Genomic DNA, 18581 nt, shown 5'->3' on the forward strand with positions numbered 1-18581 from the left:
TGAGGCGGCAAGCGAATGAACCCCAGGAGTGTACAAAAGTACGTGACTGGGGTGAATGAGTGCAGCCAACATAGAGGCAACTTGAAGGATGACGTGTATAATCGCGGCCTGAGTTTAATGAGGAACCATTCATGTCTGCTTTTACCCCGGCAAGTGAAGTCTTGCTGCGCCACAGTGACGATTTCGAACAGAGCCGTATTTTCTTTGCCGGCGATTTGCAGGATGACCTGCCCGCACGCCTTGAGACCGCCGCAAGTCGCGCGCATACCCAGCAGTTTCACCACTGGCAGATGCTGAGCCGCCAGATGGGCGACAGCGTCCGCTTTGGCCTTGTGGCTCAGGCGGAAGACGTGGCCGACAGCGACACGTTTATCTACTACTGGCCGAAAAACAAGCCGGAAGCCCAGTTCCAGCTGATGAACATTCTGTCATTGCTGCCAGTGGGCACCGATATTTTCGTCATTGGCGAAAACCGCAGCGGCGTGCGCAGCGCCGAGCAGATGCTGGCCGAATTCGCGCCGCTGAACAAAGTCGACAGCGCCCGCCGCTGCGGCCTGTATCACGGCCGTCTGGAGAAACAGCCCGCGTTCGATGCAGAAAAATTCTGGGGCGAATATCAGCTCGAAAACTTAACCATTAAGACCCTGCCGGGCGTCTTCAGCCGCGACGGTCTGGACGTCGGCAGCCAGTTGCTGCTCTCGACCCTGACGCCGCACACCAAAGGTAAGGTGCTGGACGTCGGCTGCGGCGCGGGCGTGCTGGCAGCGACGCTGGCGAGCCACTCGCCGAAGGTTCGCCTGACCCTGTGCGACGTCAGCGCACCCGCGGTTGAAGCCAGCCGTGCGACGCTTGCCGCCAACGGTTTTGAAGGCGAAGTGCTGGCCAGCAACGTCTTCTCTGAGGTCAACGGGCGTTTTGATATGATCATCTCCAACCCGCCATTCCACGATGGGATGCAGACCAGCCTGGACGCCGCGCAAACGCTGATTCGCGGTGCCGTTCGCCATCTGAACAGCGGCGGCGAGCTGCGCATCGTGGCTAACGCCTTCCTGCCGTATCCGGCGGTGCTCGACGAAACCTTTGGCTTCCACGAAGTGATTGCCCAAACCGGTCGTTTCAAGGTGTACCGCACCGTGATGACCCGTCAGGCGAAAAAAGCCTGATTGTTGCAGGCCGGATCGGGCGTTAGCGCCATCCGGCCTGCAAAAACAGCAAACCCCGCAGAAACGTCTTTTTTTTCGGCAATCACGCTGAGTTCGCTAATTAACTGTTGACGCCCGGCGTAAAATCTCTAGAATTCGCCTCCGTGGTAACGATTCTTTCATAAAGAGTCGATGGTATGCGAAGGTGGCGGAATTGGTAGACGCGCTAGCTTCAGGTGTTAGTGTCCTTACGGACGTGGGGGTTCAAGTCCCCCCCCTCGCACCATAATCCACGTTATATCGCTCGCACTGTGCGAAGGTGGCGGAATTGGTAGACGCGCTAGCTTCAGGTGTTAGTGTCCTTAGGATGTGGGGGTTCGAGTCCCCCCCCTCGCACCAACGAGGCGATATAACAAAAGTAATGAGATATCTGTGCGAAGGTGGCGGAATTGGTAGACGCGCTAGCTTCAGGTGTTAGTGTCCTTACGGACGTGGGGGTTCAAGTCCCCCCCCTCGCACCAGTCTTCTCGTTCCTTCCCTGGTTTTCTTCTCCTGCTTTATCCCATCAGCTTTAAATTCATCGTAATCAGTACAATACCGCCAATTAACGCAATGCAAGACGGCAACAGCACAAAGTGTCTCAACTGACGATGCCAGATCATGCCACCGCTCAGCAGCAGCCCACACACAATCACTGCACGCCAGACGTCGGCTGAAAGTCCCATGGTGCTCATTAGCGCAATGACGATGCCCGGAAGCAGTACGCCCCAGCCGCTGCCCAACGTGTTTCGCAACATGACCTTACCTTTCCAAATGATAATGATTACCAATATCATATAAGGTTTTTTGTCATTTGTCTGCTCTTGCGCTAAGGTTTCATATTCATTAATGACATGATTATTATATGGTGTTAAGTTGTCTGAATAACCGACATGTCAAATATAAAGTAAGCGCACAACTCTTCCTGCATTATTGTTGCTTTTGATGCAGTTACTTATTTATTTAAGGCTGACTACAACTTCAAACAATGACTGTACAATCCTGGCGCGCCCTGCGTGCACAAAAATATCAGCTCACGTTCCGGCTGTTTTTGTTTCTCAATTTGGTTTCATCGGCGCTGTCAGTGTTCAGCCCGATATATGATGTACATATATTTCCCCTGCCGGCAATGCTCATCGCGGTGGGTAGCGGTGCTATGCTGCTGTGGAACTGGCGATACGCCCGCATAAAGCTGAACCTGCCCATCGTCTCAGCAATATTTGGCTGTCTGTGGGGCTGGCATATTTTAAGTAAAACTTTTGTGCTGCCGACCGTTAATGAAAACTTTCAAATGGTGGCACTATTTAGCGTGTTATTCGTGGGAACTATTGCCTTTTCAAATAATATCATCGCGTTTGCCCTGCATTCATTACCCACCTTTATTATCTGCTTGTTCACCAGCAATTCTGAGGAGTGGTGGCGAATGGCCTACTGCTTCGCGCTACCGTTAATCGGCATTGCGATTCAGCACGTCATCCAGCGCCGCAACGACCGATTTGCCCAGGGGCTGATGTATAAACTGCTGGAAGAGCGCGAGACGCTGAACGGCCTGAGCATGCTCGATCCCCTCACTGGCCTGTATAACCGGCGTGGTTTTCAGTTCCGTCTGGATTCGCTAAAAGCGCTCGGCCCGGCCCAGCACTCGGTGCTGCTGCTGGATATCGACCATTTTAAGGCCTACAACGACCATTACGGCCATATGATGGGCGATCAGGCCCTGATGCGCGTGTCGGCCGCCATTCGCAACGCCGTGCGCTCTCGCGACATTGTTACCCGCTACGGCGGCGAGGAGTTTATGGTGCTGCTGCCGCAGTGTGATATTCAGAACGCCATGCTGACGGCAGAACGCATCCGCCAGCAGGTTTACGATCTGAAGATCCCCCATATGTTTAATGCCACGGTAGCGACCCACGTTACCGTCAGCATCGGCGTGGCGCCGCTTGAGGATAACGATATTGACGCCGCGATCCGCATGGCGGATAACGCGCTGTATGAGGCCAAAAAACAGGGGCGCAACAACACGCTGATCGGCGAACGGGTGCCCGCCGCCTGAGTTCACAAAAAGCAAGCGCAGGCGACAAACCGCTTGCGCTTGCTTTTATCTATCGCTAGGATTGCTAATCATTATCATTTAGTTTTGTATCTAGCTAATCCTATGGCCTATCGCTCCGCACCGATCGCTGATGACCTCATCTGGCGTACGCCGCTTCCCGGCAGGGAAAATGCGTTCGCGGAATCGGTACGCGCGAAAATCGCCGAGCATCGCCCGCACATGCTGGAGCTGTTTCGTCTGGATGAAACCGCCCCGGACAATGCCAGAACGCTGGCCGAATGGTCTAAGCCGACGGAACTGAGCTCTCTGCTGGCTATCTACTCCGATCATATCTACCGCAACCAGCCGACGCAGGCGCGTGAAAACAAGCCGCTGATTTCGCTGTGGGCCCAGTGGTATATCGGCCTGATGGTGCCGCCGCTGATGCTGGCGCTGCTGACCGAAGAGTCCGCCATCGCCGTCTCCCCCGAGCATTTCCACGTCGAGTTCCACGAAACCGGCCGCGCGGCCTGCTTCTGGGTTGACGTACGCCACGATCTGCGCGCCACGCAGAAACCGCTCGTCGAACGTATGGATAACCTGGTGACGCAAGGCATTATGCCGGTGATTGCGGCGCTGGAGGCCACGGGCGAGATTAACGCTAAGCTTATCTGGAGCAATACCGGCTATTTGATTAACTGGTATCTCGGAGAGATGATTGCGCTGCTGGGCGAAGATCAGGTGAACCAGCTGCGCCAGCGCTACTTCTTTGGCAAAACGCTGGCCGATGGCCAGGATAACCCGCTGTGGCGTACCGTCGTGGTACGTGAAGGCCGCCTGGTGCGCCGAACCTGCTGCCAGCGCTACCGCCTGCCTGACGTTCAGCAGTGCGGTGACTGCACCCTGAAATAACCGACGGGGCAAACGCCCCGCCGATATCCTACTGATTACGCAACCTGCTGGCTCTCTTCAGCCGCACGCTGCGCTTCTTCCTCTTCCTGTGCCAGTAACTGTTTTTCGTACACTTTGAAGAACGGGTAGTAGATAATCGCCGAGACGCAGGCCAGCACCACCACCAGAATCGCCGCGCGGAAATCCCAGCCTAGCGCCCACGCGCCGCCGATAGGCGCCGGTGCGGTCCATGGCACAACGGAGATCACGCGGCCAATCAGATCGAGCTTCATTGCCGCCCAGGCCAGAATGGCGTTCACCATCGGGGCCAGCAGGAACGGAATAAAGAACACCGGGTTCATCACGATAGGCGTACCAAAAATCACCGGTTCGTTGATGTTGAACAGGCTCGGCACCACGCTCAGACGGCCAATGGAGCGCAGGTGCGCCGAGCGGCTACGCAGATAGCAGAACACCAGGCCCATAGTGGCACCAGAACCGCCCACCACAATAAAGAACGTCCAGAAGGCTTCCATAAAGATATGCGGCAGCGGCGCGCCCTGTGCCAGTGCAGTCTGGTTCAGACCGAGGTTGGTCAGCCAGAACATTTGCAGCATACCCGAGACAATCGCCGCGCCATGGATGCCTGCGAACCACAGCAGGTGGCCAATCAGTACCGCCAGCAGAATCGCCGGTAAGGAATCAGCCGCGGAGACCAGCGGTTTGAACACCGACATAATGGCCTGCGGGATCAGCATATCGAACTGGCTCTGAATAAACAGGCTCAGCGGATAGAGCGTCAGCACCACCACCAGCACCGGGATCAGCAGGTCGAAGGAGTTTTTGATCATCGGCGGTACCTGGTCCGGTAAACGGATGCCGATGTTGCGGATTTTCAGAAAACGCATCATCTCCACGCAGTAAACGGCGACGAGAATGGCGGTGAAGATCCCGGTCCCCCCGAGGCTATCCACCGGCAGGTTGCCGTTGGTTTTCGGTGCGGCAACCAGCAGAAACGCCATAATTGACAGCATGGAGCACATAAACGGATCGAGCTGATTGCTCTTTTCGTAATGTTTGCCAAGGTTATAGGAGATGGCGGCGCAGATATAGATAGACATGATGCCCATCGTCATATCAAACGGCGTCAGAATTCGGCCTTCAAACTGTTTCGCCAGATCCAGCCACGCGCGGGCAAAGCCCCAGGTGGTATCCGGCGAGAACGGCGGATAGGCGAAGACCAGCAGGAACGACCCCACAATCATAAATGGCATAGCAGAGATAAAACCGTCACGGATGGCCATGACGTGGCGCTGAGATGAAATACGGCCAGCAACTGGACTAACATAGTTTTCTACAAAGCGAAATATCAGATTAAATGCAGCGTGATTAGCAGACATAGCAGCCCTCCTGACAGGCTTTAGACGTAAGCACAGCAACAACAATTTTGCCGACATACGACTGGGCAAACTGTGAACGCTCTGCGGTTGCAGCAACGCGACCCGACATCATGTTCATAGGAATACCGTTCATATATGGCTCTTATTATGGATACAAAGGAAGTTACCCTCGCAGTATCAATCGCCTGAAGATGAACCGCAACCGGTTACAGTAACCGGTTGCAGTGATTGTGAAGGAGATCCAGAAATCAAACAATTTTTGCACAACTTCGTCGCTTTATTTACAACTCAGGTAGCTTTATGACAGAGTGACTCGCCGAAAAATCAGGAGAGCATGATGAGCCTACAGTCCGTACGAGAATTCTTTGCCGAGCGCGCGCCCGACATCAATATTATTGAGCTTGAGCAAAGTACTGCCACCGTCGCGCTGGCTGCAGCCGCTCATCAGGTTGAACCCGGACAAATTGCTAAAACGCTGTCGCTGAAGGTCAAAGACCGCGTCATTCTGGTCGTCGCCAAAGGCGATGCCCGCCTGGACAATAAAAAGCTTAAAGAGGCCTTCGGGGCGAAGGCGCGGATGCTCAGCAGCGACGAAGTGGTCACGCTGACCGGACACCCGGTCGGCGGCGTGTGCCCGTTTGGCCTGGAAAACCCGCTGGACGTCTACTGCGATATCTCGCTGCAGGCGTATGATGAGGTCCTGCCAGCCGCAGGCGCTATTCATAGCGCAGTACGTATTTCGCCGCACAGGCTGGCCAGCCTCACCGACGCCACGTGGGTTGACGTCTGTCTATCATCACCCAGCTAAGCAGAGCGAAGCAGCGTCTGCCGGTAGGCGATGTTTCTGTCGGGTAGAGAAACCAGCAGGTCTGCGGCGCTCAGCAGGTCAACGTCCGAATTCACACCAAGCTTGGTCATGGCATTGAATTTATGGGCGCGAATAGTTTTGATGTTCCTGTCGAGCCGCTGCGCAATTTCCATCAGCGAATAGCCGTAGGTCATGTAGCGCAGGATCATATTCTCGGTCGGGCTCAAAAAACGGCTTTCTTGATGTGATAAAGAGGCATCGGCACATACATGCCCCAGCGCCGCCTCTTGCAGCAGCTCCAGCATACTCTGTTGCAGCTCCGCTAACGGGCTGGATTTGCTCAGCACGCCGTGCAGGTAGGTGGGTGAAAGGTGCTTAATTAGCTCCGCTTCAACGCTGTCGTTCGCCAGAATAATACGGACCATTCCGGCATGATGACGCGCAACGTCCTCCATCGTAAACAGGCACTCAATGCGTGGCTCCCGCGTGCCGGGCAGACAGCAAATCACCATATCAAACGGAGTCTGACGAAGCGCCAGCTTGAATTCGCCGATAGAGCGGTAAAAGTGCAACGTAAAATTCCCATGATGAGAATGCGTTAACAGATGACGCAGCCCCATCTCCGTCATCATGCAATGTTCTATGATAGCGACGCACTGCTTCCTGCTGTGCTTTTCCATTCCGCTTGTTCTCCGTAAGCTGAGTAGAGATTCAGTTCCTTCATCCCTTGGTTGCTGTTAATCCAGGCATACATTTCCGCATTGCTGCGTAAAGACAGTCGACGCATCGCGCTATTTTTCTGCGCGCTGATCGTCTTGTTGCTCTTTTTCAGCAAGGCGGCAATTTGATTAATTCCCCAGCCTTTGGCCAGCAGACGCAGTACCTTGCGTTCTGACAGCGTCAGCATAATTAGTCGGTCATTTTCGCCATCAATATCATCGCTGTTTTGCATAGATAGCAGCGTCTGGCTAATTTTTTCCGTGCTGACGCCCCCCTGCTGGACGGCTTTGATGACGCGCTCAATGGAGTCTGAATCTGAAAGTAAGGTACTTTCCGGGCGCATTAAAAACTCAACGGCCAGCGCATAATATTGCCGGCTAATCAGAAAGATCCAGTGAATATCCCGATACTGTGACAACAGCGTATAGTACTGTTCGCATAGCGCACGTGGATGCCTTATTTCTCCTGAAAAATCAATAATAACGACGTCTGTTCGCCGAAGCTGAAGTAACGTTAGCTCTTCCAGAGACTGGCAAAAATTGAGCTCATAATCCGGAAAATGCGTTCCCATTATCGTGCTGAGCCCAGACTGCATTACCGGTATTTTGCTGATAATCACCGCGAACTTGCAGAATTCTGGCGACATAAAACCTCCGTATCCATTCGAAGATTCATTTCCTGAATATAAAATTATTTAATACTGTGCGAAGTATTAACAGGAAACTGAACCCATCCGTTTCTATTCCCTTTAACGCAATAATATTATTATTATCTTGTCGTTACCGAACCAATAAAAAATGTTGCTACATGGATGTACTGGCAGGATTGACGAGAGCAGTATGGCATGCTGTCTGAAAAGCACTAACTTAGAAAATATTAATTAAGTTATAAGAAAAATTAAAAATTCACGGTTAATATTTTCTCGCCGCTATTCCATTTTCACTTTGAATTCTTTTGGCGTCATGCCGCCTCGTTTTCTGAAAAAGCGCGAAAAGTAGGTCACATCGCTAAACCCCAGATAGTCGGACACCTGGGTGATGCTCATGCTGGTGTACTGAAGGCTTCTTTTCGCCTCCAGCAGCAGCCGCTGATGCAGCACGCCGAGCGCGCTGGTGCCGTGGAATTCGCGGCACAGACAGTTCAGATGGGTCGTTGATACGCCAAGCCGCTGCGCATATTCCGCCAGCGACAGGTGTTCACGGTAATGGCTTTCAATGAGTCGCGCAAACTGCCGCAATACCCCGCGTTTGCGTTCGCTTTTGTCCTCAAGCGGCCTCGGCGGCGTGCCCTGACGATTGAGCCAGACCAGCAGCGCGCCGAGCAGCGAATAGAGCATCATCTCACGCGCGTCGTTCTCATGGGTATACTCCTCCAGCAGCGTCGCGAACACCGAGCGAATATGGCGGCTTGAGCGCTTAACCGGAATACAGCCAGGCCGGCTGAGCACATCCAGCTGGCCGCCAAACTGCGCCTCCAGCTGGCTCAATAGCGGAAGCGCCAGCGACAGCACGTAGCCCTGCGTACCGGGCGAAAAACGAAAACCGTGCACGCACAGCGACGGTACAACCTGGATGCTCGACTCGCTCACCAGGTGCCGCTCGCCTTCAACTTCAATTTCCGCCTGCCCTTTGTGCAGATACAACAGCTGCACCAGCTCGGCATGCTGATGCACGCGGATATGCCACTCATACAGGCTGCTACGCTGAAGTATCGACTCACAGTGCAGCAGGTCGGGCGTGGGCCAGCCCATCTGCTCGCCATAGAGCTTAAAGACCGGCACGATGTCCGGCGGCGGTGTCGCCACACCCGCCCGCTTCATGTTTTATTCCACCGTTTCATAAGGTAGCCCAACGTAGTTCTCCGCAATGGTTGTCAGTCCGGCGCGCGACCCCAGGTAATACTGGCGGTCCGCTTCCTGCATTTTTCTGTCGAAGGCGCTCTTGTCCTGGAAATCGTGGAGCAGATGGGTCATAAACCAGCTGAAACGCTCGCCTTTCCACACCCGATTTAGCGCCAGCTGCGAGTAATGGCTAAGCAGATCTTCACGGCCATGACGATAGTACTGACGCAAAATTCGCCACAAATAGTTCACGTCTGACACCGCCAGGTTCAGCCCTTTGGCCCCCGTCGGCGGCACGATATGTGCCGCATCGCCAACGAGGAACATGCGGCCATACTGCATCGGCTCGACCACATAGCTGCGCAGCGGCGCAATGCTCTTCTCAAGTGAGTGACCAGTCACTAACTTCTGGCTCAAATCGTCCGGCAGGCGACGCTTCAGCTCCTCCCAGAAGCGTTCATCAGACCATTGCTCCACCTTGTCGCTGAGCGGAACCTGAAGATAGTAGCGGCTTCTGGTTAGTGAGCGCTGACTACACAATACAAACCCGCGATCGTGGTGCGCGTAGATAAGCTCCGGGTTGACCGGCGGCGTATCCGCCAGCAGCCCCAGCCAGCCAAAGGGCCAGATGCTTTCATATTCGCGCAAAATCTCCCGTGGGATACTCTGGCGAGAAACGCCGTGGAAGCCGTCGCAGCCCGCAACAAAATCACATTCCAGTCGGCAGGTTTCGCCGTTTTTCACAAACGTGACGAAGGGCTTATCGCTCTTGAGATCGTGTAGCTCGACCTGCTCAACGCCGTAAATGGTCTGGGCGCCGCAGTCCTGGCGCGCTTCCATTAAGTCGCGCGTCACTTCGGTCTGGCCGTACACCATCACGCTTTTACCGCCCGTCAGTTCACTCAGCGGCACCGGGATGCGCTGATTGGCAAACAGAAACTCCACGCCGTGGTGAATCAACCCCTCGGCATCCATCCGGCGAGAGACACCCGCTTCACGCAGCAGCTCGACGGTGCCGTTTTCCAGGATGCCTGCGCGAATACGCCCCAGCACATACTCCGGCGTCTGACGTTCGAGGATGACGGTCTTAATCCCGGCGTTATGCAGCAGCTGGCCTAACAGCAGCCCCGAAGGCCCGGCACCGATAATGGCGACTTGCGTGTTCATAGGGTGACCTCACGTAATGGTTAATTATTTGTTTGTTTTGTGTATCAATAAAGTTTCATGATGCATTTTTGATAAGTCAGTAACGAAAAAGAAGGCCAGAATCCGTTCAAAATTTGCACTTTCGAACAGTTTTGCAAAAGTGTGGGCGACATCAACTCTTTGCGCCTTCGCAGCGGACGTCGAATTTTTGCACATTGTTTGATCCGGCGCGGAGAGCGCAAAGCAACTCTTCGGGTACAAGTAGGTCATTACGCAGGCGTTTTGGGTACCAGGGGCTTTATAGACGTCGATCAGTCAGAACAACGTATCGTCACGCGATTATGTATTCAGTGCGGTCTTTTTTTATTACAGCATGGCGCAGAGAGCGCCCTGGTAGAGGAGCTGTCCACGCGGCTGGGGCACGCGCTGGGGATGGATAGCGTCGAAAGCGCCATCTCCTCAAACGCCATTGTGCTGACCACCATCAAGGACGGGCTCTGCCTCACCTCCACGCGCAAAAACAGCGACCGCGGCATCAACATGCACGTGGTCACCGAAGTTCAGCACATCGTCATCATGGCCGAGCACAAGCTGCTGGACTACAAAGATGTCGGTAAACGCTTTGCGCAGATAAAACCCCTGCGCTACCCGCGCTGGCTGGTCGTGCTGATGGTTGGGCTGTCATGCGCCTGCTTCTGCAAGCTGAACAACGGCGGCTGGGACGGCGCGCTGGTCACCTTCTGCGCCAGCACGATCGCCATGTACATTCGCCAGCTGCTCACGCATCGCTCCATGCATCCGCAGATCAACTTCGGCCTGACCGCCTTCGCCGCGACCACCGTCTCCGGCCTGATGCTACAGCTGCCCGCCTTTCATCAGACCTCGACCGTCGCCATGGCGGCCAGCGTTCTGCTGCTGGTGCCGGGCTTCCCGCTGATTAACGCCGTCGCCGACATGTTCAAAGGGCATATCAACACCGGCCTGGCGCGCTGGGCGATTGCCAGCCTGTTAACGCTGGCGACCTGCGTCGGCGTGGTCATGGCCATGACATTATGGGGGCTGCGCGGATGGGTGTGATCGATTTTGTACTGCTGCTGGCGCAGGACATGGTGCTGTCGGCCATTCCGGCGGTCGGTTTCGCCATGGTCTTTAACGTGCCGCACCGCGCGCTGCCGTGGTGCGCGCTGCTGGGGGCCATCGGCCACGCTTCGCGCTTTTGCATGATGACCGCGGGATTCAATATCGAATGGGCCACCTTCCTGGCCGCCATGCTGGTGGGCAGCATCGGCATTCAGTGGTCGCGCTGGTATCTGGCGCATCCGAAAATATTCACCGTGGCCGCCGTGATCCCGATGTTCCCGGGAATTTCGGCCTACACGGCAATGATCTCGGCGGTCAAAATCAGCCATTTTGGCTATTCTGAAGAGATGATGATCACCCTGTTAAGCAACTTCCTGAAGGCGTCGTCGATCGTTGGCGCGCTCTCCATCGGCCTGTCGATTCCCGGGCTGTGGCTGTATCGCAAGCGCCCGCGGGTATGATCCTGAGGGCGGTACGGGAGAGTGCCGCCCTTCCCCCGGCTTGTGCTACTATGTGCAGTATTCGTGCGGATTTCACGCACCCTTCCCGTTTTTTTCAGTATTGAGATAGTGTTATGTCTTCTCGTATTTTAACGCCCAACGTGATTGGTATTGACGCCTTCGTCGCCGATCCCGCGGCCATTCTTGCGCAAACCCAGAACGGCGCGGTGGCCGTGTTTGCCAATAATACGCCCGCGTTCTATGCCGTCACGCCGGAACGGCTGGCGCAGCTGCTGGCGCTGGAAGAAAAACTCGCCCGCCCGGGCAGCGACGTGACGCTGGATGCCCAGTTCTTTGAAGAACCGACGGCGGCGCCGGTCTCCGTGCCGATGGGGAAATTCGCCATGTACGCGGGCTGGCAGCCCGACGCCGAGTTCCTGCGCCTTTCCGCGCTATGGGGCATCGCCTTAAGCGAGCCGGTCACGCCGGAAGAGCTGGCCTCGTTCGTCGCCTACTGGCAGGCCGAGGGCAAAGTGTTCCACCACGTACAGTGGCAGCAAAAATTAGCGCGCAGCATACAGATGGGCCGGGCGAATAATAATGGCCAGATGCGGCGTGACGTGAACGCGGTCAGCGAACCTGACCGTCAGATTCCACCGGGTTTCAGAGGTTGAGCATGAAAGACGTTGGCGAATTGATGAAGCGCCTGCAGAAGATGATGCCGGCGCATATTGAACCGGCCTTTAAAACGGGCGAAGAGCTGCTGGCCTGGCAGAAAGAGCAGGGCGAGATCCGCGCGGCGGCGCTGGCGCGCGAAAACCGCGCGATGAAAATGCAGCGCACCTTTAACCGCTCCGGTATTCGCCCGCTGCATCAGAACTGCTCGTTCGATAACTATCGTGTGGAAAATGAAGGCCAGATGAACGCGCTGGCGAAGGCGCGACAGTACGTTGACGAATTCGACGGCAATATCGCGAGCTTTATCTTCTCCGGCAAGCCGGGCACCGGTAAAAACCATCTCGCCGCCGCCATCTGCAACGAGCTGCTGCTGCGCGGCAAGTCGGTGCTGATTATCACCGTCGCCGATATTATGTCGGCGATGAAAGAGACCTTCGGCAATCGTGAAACCAGCGAAGAACAGCTGCTGAGCGACTTAAGCAACGTTGACCTGCTGGTCATCGATGAAATCGGCATGCAGACCGAATCGCGCTATGAGAAGGTAATCATTAACCAGATCGTCGACCGCCGTTCGTCGTCCAAGCGCCCGACCGGGATGCTGACCAACAGCAATCTGGATGAAATGAACAAGCTGCTCGGCGAGCGAGTGATGGATCGCATGCGTCTCGGCAACAGCCTGTGGGTGATTTTTAACTGGGAAAGTTACCGCAGCCGGGTCACTGGGAAAGAGTATTAAGATACATCCTATGAATGACAGGCGTATACTCATCATGTCCATTTATAATTGCACACACGAGTAGACCCCATGAAATCTGTAAAATCGATGCTTTGCCGCGTAATCATTGCCAGCGCGTTTGTTTCTACCGCTGCGGGCGCCGTATCGTTGAATGACCTGAGCAGCGCGGCCAGTTCGCTGGCGGGCAGCAGCAGTTCGTCACAGAGCAGCGGGACCTCCCTCTCTTCGCTGACCAGCCTGCTTAACGGCGGCAGCCAGTCGCTGAGTTCCAGCAGCATGAACAACGCCGCCGGGATCATGGGGTACTGCGCCAAACAGAAACTGACCTCCGTCGCTAACGTGGATAACGTAAAAAGCCAGGTGCTGGATAAGCTCGGCCTCAACACGGCGGCAGAGCAGAAGCAGGATACCGGCTATATGGAAGGGCTTGAGGGGCTGCTGAACGCCAAAGACGGCCAGAAGCTCGACCTCGACAGCCTGGGTAACACCGAACTGGGTAAAAAAGTGAAAGCCAAAGCCTGTGATTTCGTTCTGAAACAAGGCGTTAGCTACATTTCCTGATCGCCTCTTTTCGCGGCGGGTTTCGCACCCGCCGTCAAAAACCGCTCAAATATCGTCCATTTCTAAACCAATTCTGAATAACAGCACACTTTCACTACGTTAGAATTGCAGACAGATGACGGCACAATTACATTGTGAAGTTACTTTGTGTGCAGCCAGAAAAACTGGCGCTGTTGAGGACGTGTAGTGTCAGAGTTGTTATCCCTCGTTCTGTTCCTGGCTTCCATCGCAATTTATGCCTGGAAGGCGGGGCGCAATAAATGGTGGTTCGCCGCCACGTTAACGGTACTGGGCCTGTTTGTGGTCCTGAATATTACCCTGTACGCCAGCGACTACTTTACCGGCGACGGTATCAACGATGCGGTGCTCTATACGCTGACCAACAGCCTGACGGGCGCGGGCGTCGGTAAATACATTCTGCCGGGCGTGGGTCTCGTGGCCGCGCTGGTCGCCGTTTTTGGCGGGCTGGGCTGGCTACTGCGCCGCCGTCGCCATCATCCCCATCATTTTGGCTACAGTCTGCTGGCGCTGATTCTGGCCGTTGGCTCGGTTGACGCTAGCCCGGCGTTTCGCCAGATTAGCGAGCTGGTAAAATCCCAGTCGCGCGACGGCGATCCTGACTTCTCGGCCTACTACAAAGAGCCGGCAAAAACGATCGCCAAACCAAAGCTGAACCTCGTCTATATCTACGGTGAAAGCCTGGAACGAACCTATTTTGATAACGACGCCTTCCCGGACCTGACCCCGGAGCTGGGCGCGCTGAAAAACCAGAGCCTCGATTTCAGCCATACCATGCAGCTGCCGGGCACCGACTACACCATCGCCGGCATGGTTGCCTCACAGTGCGGCATCCCGCTGTTCGCCCCGTTCGAAGGCAACGCCTCCGCGTCGCTATCGAGCTTCTTCCCGCAAAATATCTGTCTTGGCGATATCCTGAAAAACTCCGGCTACGAGAACTACTTCGTGCAGGGTGCCAACCTGCGTTTCGCGGGTAAAGATGTGTTCCTGAAATCGCACGGCTTCGACCATCTGTACGGCGCGGAAGAGCTGAAAACCACCGTCGCAGACCCGGCCTACAAAAACGACTGGGGCTACTACGACGATACCGTCCTCGATGAAGCGTGGAAAAAGTTTGAGACGCTGTCCCGTGAGGGCAAGCGCTTCTCATTGTTCACCTTAACCGTCGATACCCACCACCCGGACGGCTTTATTTCGCGCACCTGCAACCGCAAAAAATACGACATCAACGGCAAGACCAATCAGTCGTTCAGCGCGGTCACCTGTAGCCAGGAGAACATTGCGGAATTTATTAATAAGATCAAAGCATCACCGTGGTTTAAAGACACCATTATCGTGGTCTCTTCCGACCACCTGGCGATGAAAAACACCGCCTGGGACGAGCTGAATAAGCAGGACCGCAGCAACCTGTTCTTTGTGATCCGCGGTGATAAACCCGACGAGCAAGAGGTGCTGGCGGTAAAACGCAACACCATGGACAACGGCGCAACGGTGCTGGATCTGCTCGGCGGCGATAACTTTATCGGCCTGGGCCGCAGCAGCCTGTCGGGGCAATCGCTGTCCGAAGTGTTCCTCAATATGAAGGAGAAGGTGCTGGCGTGGAAGCCGGACATCATCCACCTGTGGAACTTCCCGAAAGAGATCAAAAACTTCGCTATCGATACCCAGAAGAACATGATTGCCTTCTCCGGCAGCCACTTCCGCCTGCCGCTGCTGCTGCGCGTGTCGGATAACCGGGTTGAGCCGCTGCCGGAAAGCGAATACTCCGCGCCGCTGCGCTACCAGTTGGCCGATTTTGCCCCGCGCGATAACTTCGTCTGGGTCGACCGCTGCTATAAAATGGCCCAGCTGTGGTCGCCAAATCTGGCGCTGTCCACCGACTGGTGCGTCTCGCAGGGCCAGCTCGGCGGCGAGCAAAAAGTGCAGCGCGTCGACAAAGCAATGTGGAATGGCAAAACCGAGTTTAAAGACACGGTGATCGACATGGTGCGCTACAAGGGCAACGTCGATTCGCTTAAAACCGTCGATAACGATATCCGCTACAAGGCCGATAGCTTTATCTTTAACGTCGCGGGCGCGCCGGAAGAGGTGAAAAGCTTCAGCGGTATCTCCCGCCCGGAATCATGGGGACGCTGGTCCAACGCGCAGCTTGGCGAGCAGGTGAAAATTGAGTACCAGCATCCGTTACCGAAGCGCTTCGACCTGGTGATCACCGCAAAAGCCTTCGGCCCAAACGCGGATAAACCTATCCCGGTACGCGTCGGTAACAGCGAGCAGACGCTCACGCTCGGCCACGATGTCACCACCACAACCCTACACTTCGACAACCCGTCGGACGCCAGTACGCTGGTCATCGTGCCGCCGGCCCCGCAGTCCACTAACGAGGGCAACATCCTCGGCCACTCCCCGCGCCAGCTCGGCATTGGGATGGTGGAAATCAAAGTAATCGATGCGCAAGGCTAATGCCTGAAGCGCGTGGGGGGCGTATCGCCCCCCTTTCCTTTACCTATTATCGTAAAAATAAAAACCTATAAATAACTTATAAACCAGACAAAAAAACCATATAAATCGAATTTATATTTATAAATATACCAACAAAAGCAAATTACCTAGCATTAACCAACATTAAAAATACTGGTTAATATTGCTGCGTAATCATGCTCACAGGTTATAAATTCGAATCCATCCGCGTCCTGCATAATGAAAATATCGTTGCCTGGGAAGTGCTCTCTACCGCACCGGCCCAGATAAACCTTGAGCATTTTTTCAGCAATCTGGCGCTTGACGCCAGAATTGACCTCTTCTTCGCCCAGCTTGCGCACGTCATCAAAACGCCCGCCTCCGGTAAGTATTACCTGAACGCCAGTGCGGACGTGATGCTGACGCCCGGCTTTTTACAGCGTCTCGACGAAGAAACCGCCGCAGCGGATCGTATCGCGATTGAACTGACCGATTTAGATCAGCTCCTGACGCTGACACCGGCAGAAAGCCAGCAGCTACGTGCGCGCATCAACGCCGTCAGACAGAAGGGAATTGCCGTCTGGGCCGACGACGTTCATCACGACATTCTGCCGTGCCTGGTCGAACAGGATTATCACTTTTCCGGGGCCAAAATTGATAAGCATGCGTTCTGGACGGGACGCGAATGCAAAGAACCGTTCCTGAAGCTAGCCCGCTGCTGCAAAAAAATCGCCGATGAAGTCCTTGTGGAAGGCATCGAAACGCTCGCTGACTACCAATTAGCCTGTGATTCTCACGCTAATTATGGTCAAGGTTTTCTGTGGAATAAATGAACGCTATGTCTGCACCCTATCACCTGGTCGTACTGAGTAATAACTATTTCCTGTGGATGGGATTGAAACATTCCATTCCTTATATGATAAACCCGTACCCAACGCTGCAATGGTTTAATAAAGTCGGTGAAAACTGCATTTTTGAGCTGCGGGAAAAGATTCTCCAGGAAAATGACGAAATAAAATGGCTGGTTATTACCGAAGAACGCCGGATGCAGGAGGTTCAACAATGCCTGCCGCCGGAGCGCGTGTGCGTATTCAGCGATAAACTGTCGATAAAACAGCTCACTGAGCAGCTTAAACACCCTGAATTTCGTCGGACGATGCGGAAAGAAACGCCGTTAACACCTTCAGAAATTCACATTTGTTTATTGATAATTATGGGGTTTTCGCCCAACAGCATCGCTAGAATGCTGCATAAATCGCCGAAAACGATTTATACGCATCGGCGCAATGCGATGGCGAAATTCCACTGCAATACGCTGGCCGATTTACATCGAAAAATACGCACGATAGAAAACCGTTCGCTTTATCAGTAATGACCACGGGTAATCATACGCATAGTGAAGTAAGAATTACGTTCTCATCGCCCAACGGAAATATACCGGAAACCTGCGCTGAACATTTTTATCACATTACCAGGAATAAGCTTAGATTTAGCAGATAAGAATATCCACCATCACGCCCCTGAGCTTATTCTTTGCGCACTCAACATTCCGAAAAAAATAGTCTATTCAACCACCAAATTCATTTATCTAATGGAGCTTGCCTATGAAAAGGATGGCAATCATCATTTTCAGCTTATTGTCTGCCTATCATCAATTCGCGCTAGCCGATAGCGCAACAACGGCAACCATGCACGTCTCGCTGGAAGTGCTGAAATCCTGCACGTTGCAGGCTAACGATCTGAACTTCGCCAGCCACGGTTCCGACGAAGCCAGCGAAATCAACGCCACCACCCAACTGAGCGTGCTGTGCACCAACGGCACGCCGTTTACCCTGTCCGCTGCCAGCAGCGACGGCGAAAGCGACGGCACCTTCTGGCTTAAACCGGAAGACAGCAACATCAGCGCGCAGAACATCGCTTATAAACTGTACGCCGATGAAAGCAAGAAAACGCCGGTGAACGCCAGCGGCGGCATTGAAGGCACCGGCACCGGCCAGGCGCAGTCCGAAACCATTGTCGGCGTGATTGAGGCAGGAGCGTTGACCCAAGCCAAAGCGGGCTTGTACAGCGACGACGTGACGCTGAATCTGGTGTACTAACATGCGCAGAATCACCCTCTTTGCCCTTTGCTGGCTGGTCGTGATGCTGGTTTTCGTCCGCTTCGCCATGAGCGCCACGCTACAGGTCGCTCCCGTCATGCTGAATCTTACCGACAGCCAGCGGGCGGCGGCGCTGTATCTGACCAACACCGGCAGCCAGCCGATCCACGCGCAGATTCGCGTGTATGACTGGTCGCAGTCGCAGGGCAAAGATGTACTGACGCTCACCGACGATATCGTCAGCAGCCCGGCGGTCACCGCGCTAAAGCCCGGCCAGCAGCAGCTGGTGCGTATCGTGGTGCTTAACCCCACATCTCACCCGCATGAACAAAGCTTCCGGTTGCTGGTTGATGAGCTACCCGGCGGGCATCAGGGCGGCACGGAGCAAAACGGCGTCCATTTTCTGCTGCGCTACTCCATTCCGCTGTTTATCGCCAGCGGCCAGGCAAAGAGTCACGATGAAGCCACCCAGCTCACCTGCACGTTACAAG

At 54.6% G+C, this 18581-nt stretch carries 20 protein-coding genes and 3 tRNA genes; 17 read left to right on the forward strand and 6 right to left on the reverse strand.

From position 1 onward, the window contains the following. The first annotated feature begins 131 nt into the window (after nt 1–131). From rsmC to ACK5JN_RS02460, 4 genes are all read left to right on the forward strand, one after another. Entirely contained in the window at nt 132–1163 is a 1032-nt protein-coding gene (gene rsmC, locus ACK5JN_RS02445) for a 16S rRNA (guanine(1207)-N(2))-methyltransferase RsmC (RefSeq protein ID WP_416868696.1), read from the forward strand. A gap of 178 nt (nt 1164–1341) precedes the next feature. Next, a tRNA-Leu gene (locus tag ACK5JN_RS02450) sits at nt 1342–1428 on the forward strand. 27 nt (nt 1429–1455) lie between these two features. Next, nucleotides 1456–1541, forward strand: a tRNA-Leu gene (locus ACK5JN_RS02455). A 35-nt stretch (nt 1542–1576) separates the two neighbouring features. Beyond that, nucleotides 1577–1663 (forward strand) — tRNA-Leu (locus ACK5JN_RS02460). A gap of 36 nt (nt 1664–1699) precedes the next feature. On the opposite strand, the gene ACK5JN_RS02465 is transcribed toward ACK5JN_RS02460, so the two are convergent. Beyond that, nucleotides 1700–1978, reverse strand: coding sequence for a DUF1435 domain-containing protein (locus ACK5JN_RS02465; RefSeq protein ID WP_416868697.1), 279 nt, complete (start codon nt 1976–1978; stop codon nt 1700–1702). 191 nt (nt 1979–2169) lie between these two features. Between ACK5JN_RS02465 and ACK5JN_RS02470 the strand changes: the two genes are divergently transcribed. Next, on the forward strand, nt 2170–3234 hold the full coding sequence (locus ACK5JN_RS02470; protein ID WP_416868698.1) for a GGDEF domain-containing protein: 1065 nt from the start codon (nt 2170–2172) through the stop codon (nt 3232–3234). 102 nt (nt 3235–3336) lie between these two features. Then, the gene (gene fhuF, locus ACK5JN_RS02475; RefSeq protein ID WP_416868699.1) at nt 3337–4125 is read left to right on the forward strand and encodes a siderophore-iron reductase FhuF; all 789 of its coding nucleotides are present in this window, start codon (nt 3337–3339) and stop codon (nt 4123–4125) included. Between the two features lie 35 nt (nt 4126–4160). Here fhuF and ACK5JN_RS02480 read toward each other — a convergent pair whose 3' ends face one another. Continuing rightward, nucleotides 4161–5504, reverse strand: a complete 1344-nt coding sequence (locus ACK5JN_RS02480) for a PTS sugar transporter subunit IIC (RefSeq protein WP_416868700.1) — start codon at nt 5502–5504, stop codon at nt 4161–4163. Nucleotides 5505–5841: 337 nt separating this feature from the next. Here ACK5JN_RS02480 and ACK5JN_RS02485 point away from each other — a divergent pair, with 337 nt between their 5' ends. Continuing rightward, entirely contained in the window at nt 5842–6312 is a 471-nt protein-coding gene (locus ACK5JN_RS02485) for a YbaK/EbsC family protein (RefSeq protein ID WP_416868717.1), read from the forward strand. On the opposite strand, the gene bglJ is transcribed toward ACK5JN_RS02485, so the two are convergent. The 4 genes from bglJ to pobA form a co-directional block, all read right to left on the reverse strand. Further along, complete coding sequence (gene bglJ, locus ACK5JN_RS02490) at nt 6309–6944, reverse strand: DNA-binding transcriptional activator BglJ (RefSeq protein ID WP_416868701.1); 636 nt, start codon at nt 6942–6944, stop codon at nt 6309–6311. The two genes, ACK5JN_RS02485 and bglJ, sit on opposite strands and share 4 nt — an antisense overlap. 8 nt (nt 6945–6952) lie before the next feature. Continuing rightward, on the reverse strand, nt 6953–7678 hold the full coding sequence (locus ACK5JN_RS02495; RefSeq protein ID WP_416868702.1) for a helix-turn-helix transcriptional regulator: 726 nt from the start codon (nt 7676–7678) through the stop codon (nt 6953–6955). Nucleotides 7679–7960: 282 nt separating this feature from the next. Beyond that, entirely contained in the window at nt 7961–8851 is an 891-nt protein-coding gene (locus tag ACK5JN_RS02500) for a helix-turn-helix domain-containing protein (protein WP_416868703.1), read from the reverse strand. Nucleotides 8852–8854: 3 nt separating this feature from the next. Then, nucleotides 8855–10039 carry a 4-hydroxybenzoate 3-monooxygenase gene (gene pobA / locus ACK5JN_RS02505; RefSeq protein WP_416868704.1) on the reverse strand — a complete coding sequence of 395 codons (1185 nt, stop codon included), beginning with the start codon at nt 10037–10039 and terminating at the stop codon, nt 8855–8857. 279 nt (nt 10040–10318) lie between these two features. On the opposite strand from pobA, the gene ACK5JN_RS02510 reads away from it, so the two are divergent. The 10 genes from ACK5JN_RS02510 to ACK5JN_RS02555 form a co-directional block, all read left to right on the forward strand. Continuing rightward, complete coding sequence (locus ACK5JN_RS02510) at nt 10319–11095, forward strand: threonine/serine ThrE exporter family protein (protein ID WP_416868718.1); 777 nt, start codon at nt 10319–10321, stop codon at nt 11093–11095. Continuing rightward, nucleotides 11086–11559, forward strand: a complete 474-nt coding sequence (locus ACK5JN_RS02515; protein ID WP_416868705.1) for a threonine/serine exporter — start codon at nt 11086–11088, stop codon at nt 11557–11559. Before ACK5JN_RS02510 ends, ACK5JN_RS02515 begins: the two co-directional genes overlap by 10 nt. Before the next feature lie 113 nt (nt 11560–11672). Next, a complete protein-coding gene (gene dnaT, locus ACK5JN_RS02520; protein ID WP_416868706.1) occupies nt 11673–12212 on the forward strand; it encodes a primosomal protein DnaT in 540 nt (179 codons plus the stop codon). A 2-nt stretch (nt 12213–12214) separates the two neighbouring features. After that, on the forward strand, nt 12215–12952 hold the full coding sequence (dnaC, locus tag ACK5JN_RS02525) for a DNA replication protein DnaC (protein ID WP_416868707.1): 738 nt from the start codon (nt 12215–12217) through the stop codon (nt 12950–12952). A gap of 69 nt (nt 12953–13021) precedes the next feature. Beyond that, nucleotides 13022–13513: a DUF2501 domain-containing protein gene (locus tag ACK5JN_RS02530; protein WP_416868708.1), complete on the forward strand. Its 492-nt coding sequence runs from the start codon at nt 13022–13024 to the stop codon at nt 13511–13513. 186 nt (nt 13514–13699) lie between these two features. Next, on the forward strand, nt 13700–15994 hold the full coding sequence (gene opgB / locus ACK5JN_RS02535; protein ID WP_416868709.1) for a phosphatidylglycerol--membrane-oligosaccharide glycerophosphotransferase: 2295 nt from the start codon (nt 13700–13702) through the stop codon (nt 15992–15994). Between the two features lie 194 nt (nt 15995–16188). Then, the gene (locus tag ACK5JN_RS02540; protein WP_416868710.1) at nt 16189–16824 is read left to right on the forward strand and encodes an EAL domain-containing protein; all 636 of its coding nucleotides are present in this window, start codon (nt 16189–16191) and stop codon (nt 16822–16824) included. Between the two features lie 5 nt (nt 16825–16829). Then, a complete protein-coding gene (locus ACK5JN_RS02545; RefSeq protein WP_416868711.1) occupies nt 16830–17363 on the forward strand; it encodes a helix-turn-helix transcriptional regulator in 534 nt (177 codons plus the stop codon). 232 nt (nt 17364–17595) lie between these two features. Beyond that, entirely contained in the window at nt 17596–18090 is a 495-nt protein-coding gene (locus ACK5JN_RS02550; RefSeq protein WP_416868712.1) for a spore coat U domain-containing protein, read from the forward strand. Nucleotide 18091: 1 nt separating this feature from the next. Beyond that, the coding region (locus tag ACK5JN_RS02555) for a molecular chaperone (RefSeq protein ID WP_416868713.1) at nt 18092–18581 on the forward strand (490 nt) is incomplete at its 3' end.

It is taken from the genome of Kluyvera sp. (assembly GCF_047971185.1).
GTDB lineage: Bacteria > Pseudomonadota > Gammaproteobacteria > Enterobacterales > Enterobacteriaceae > Kluyvera.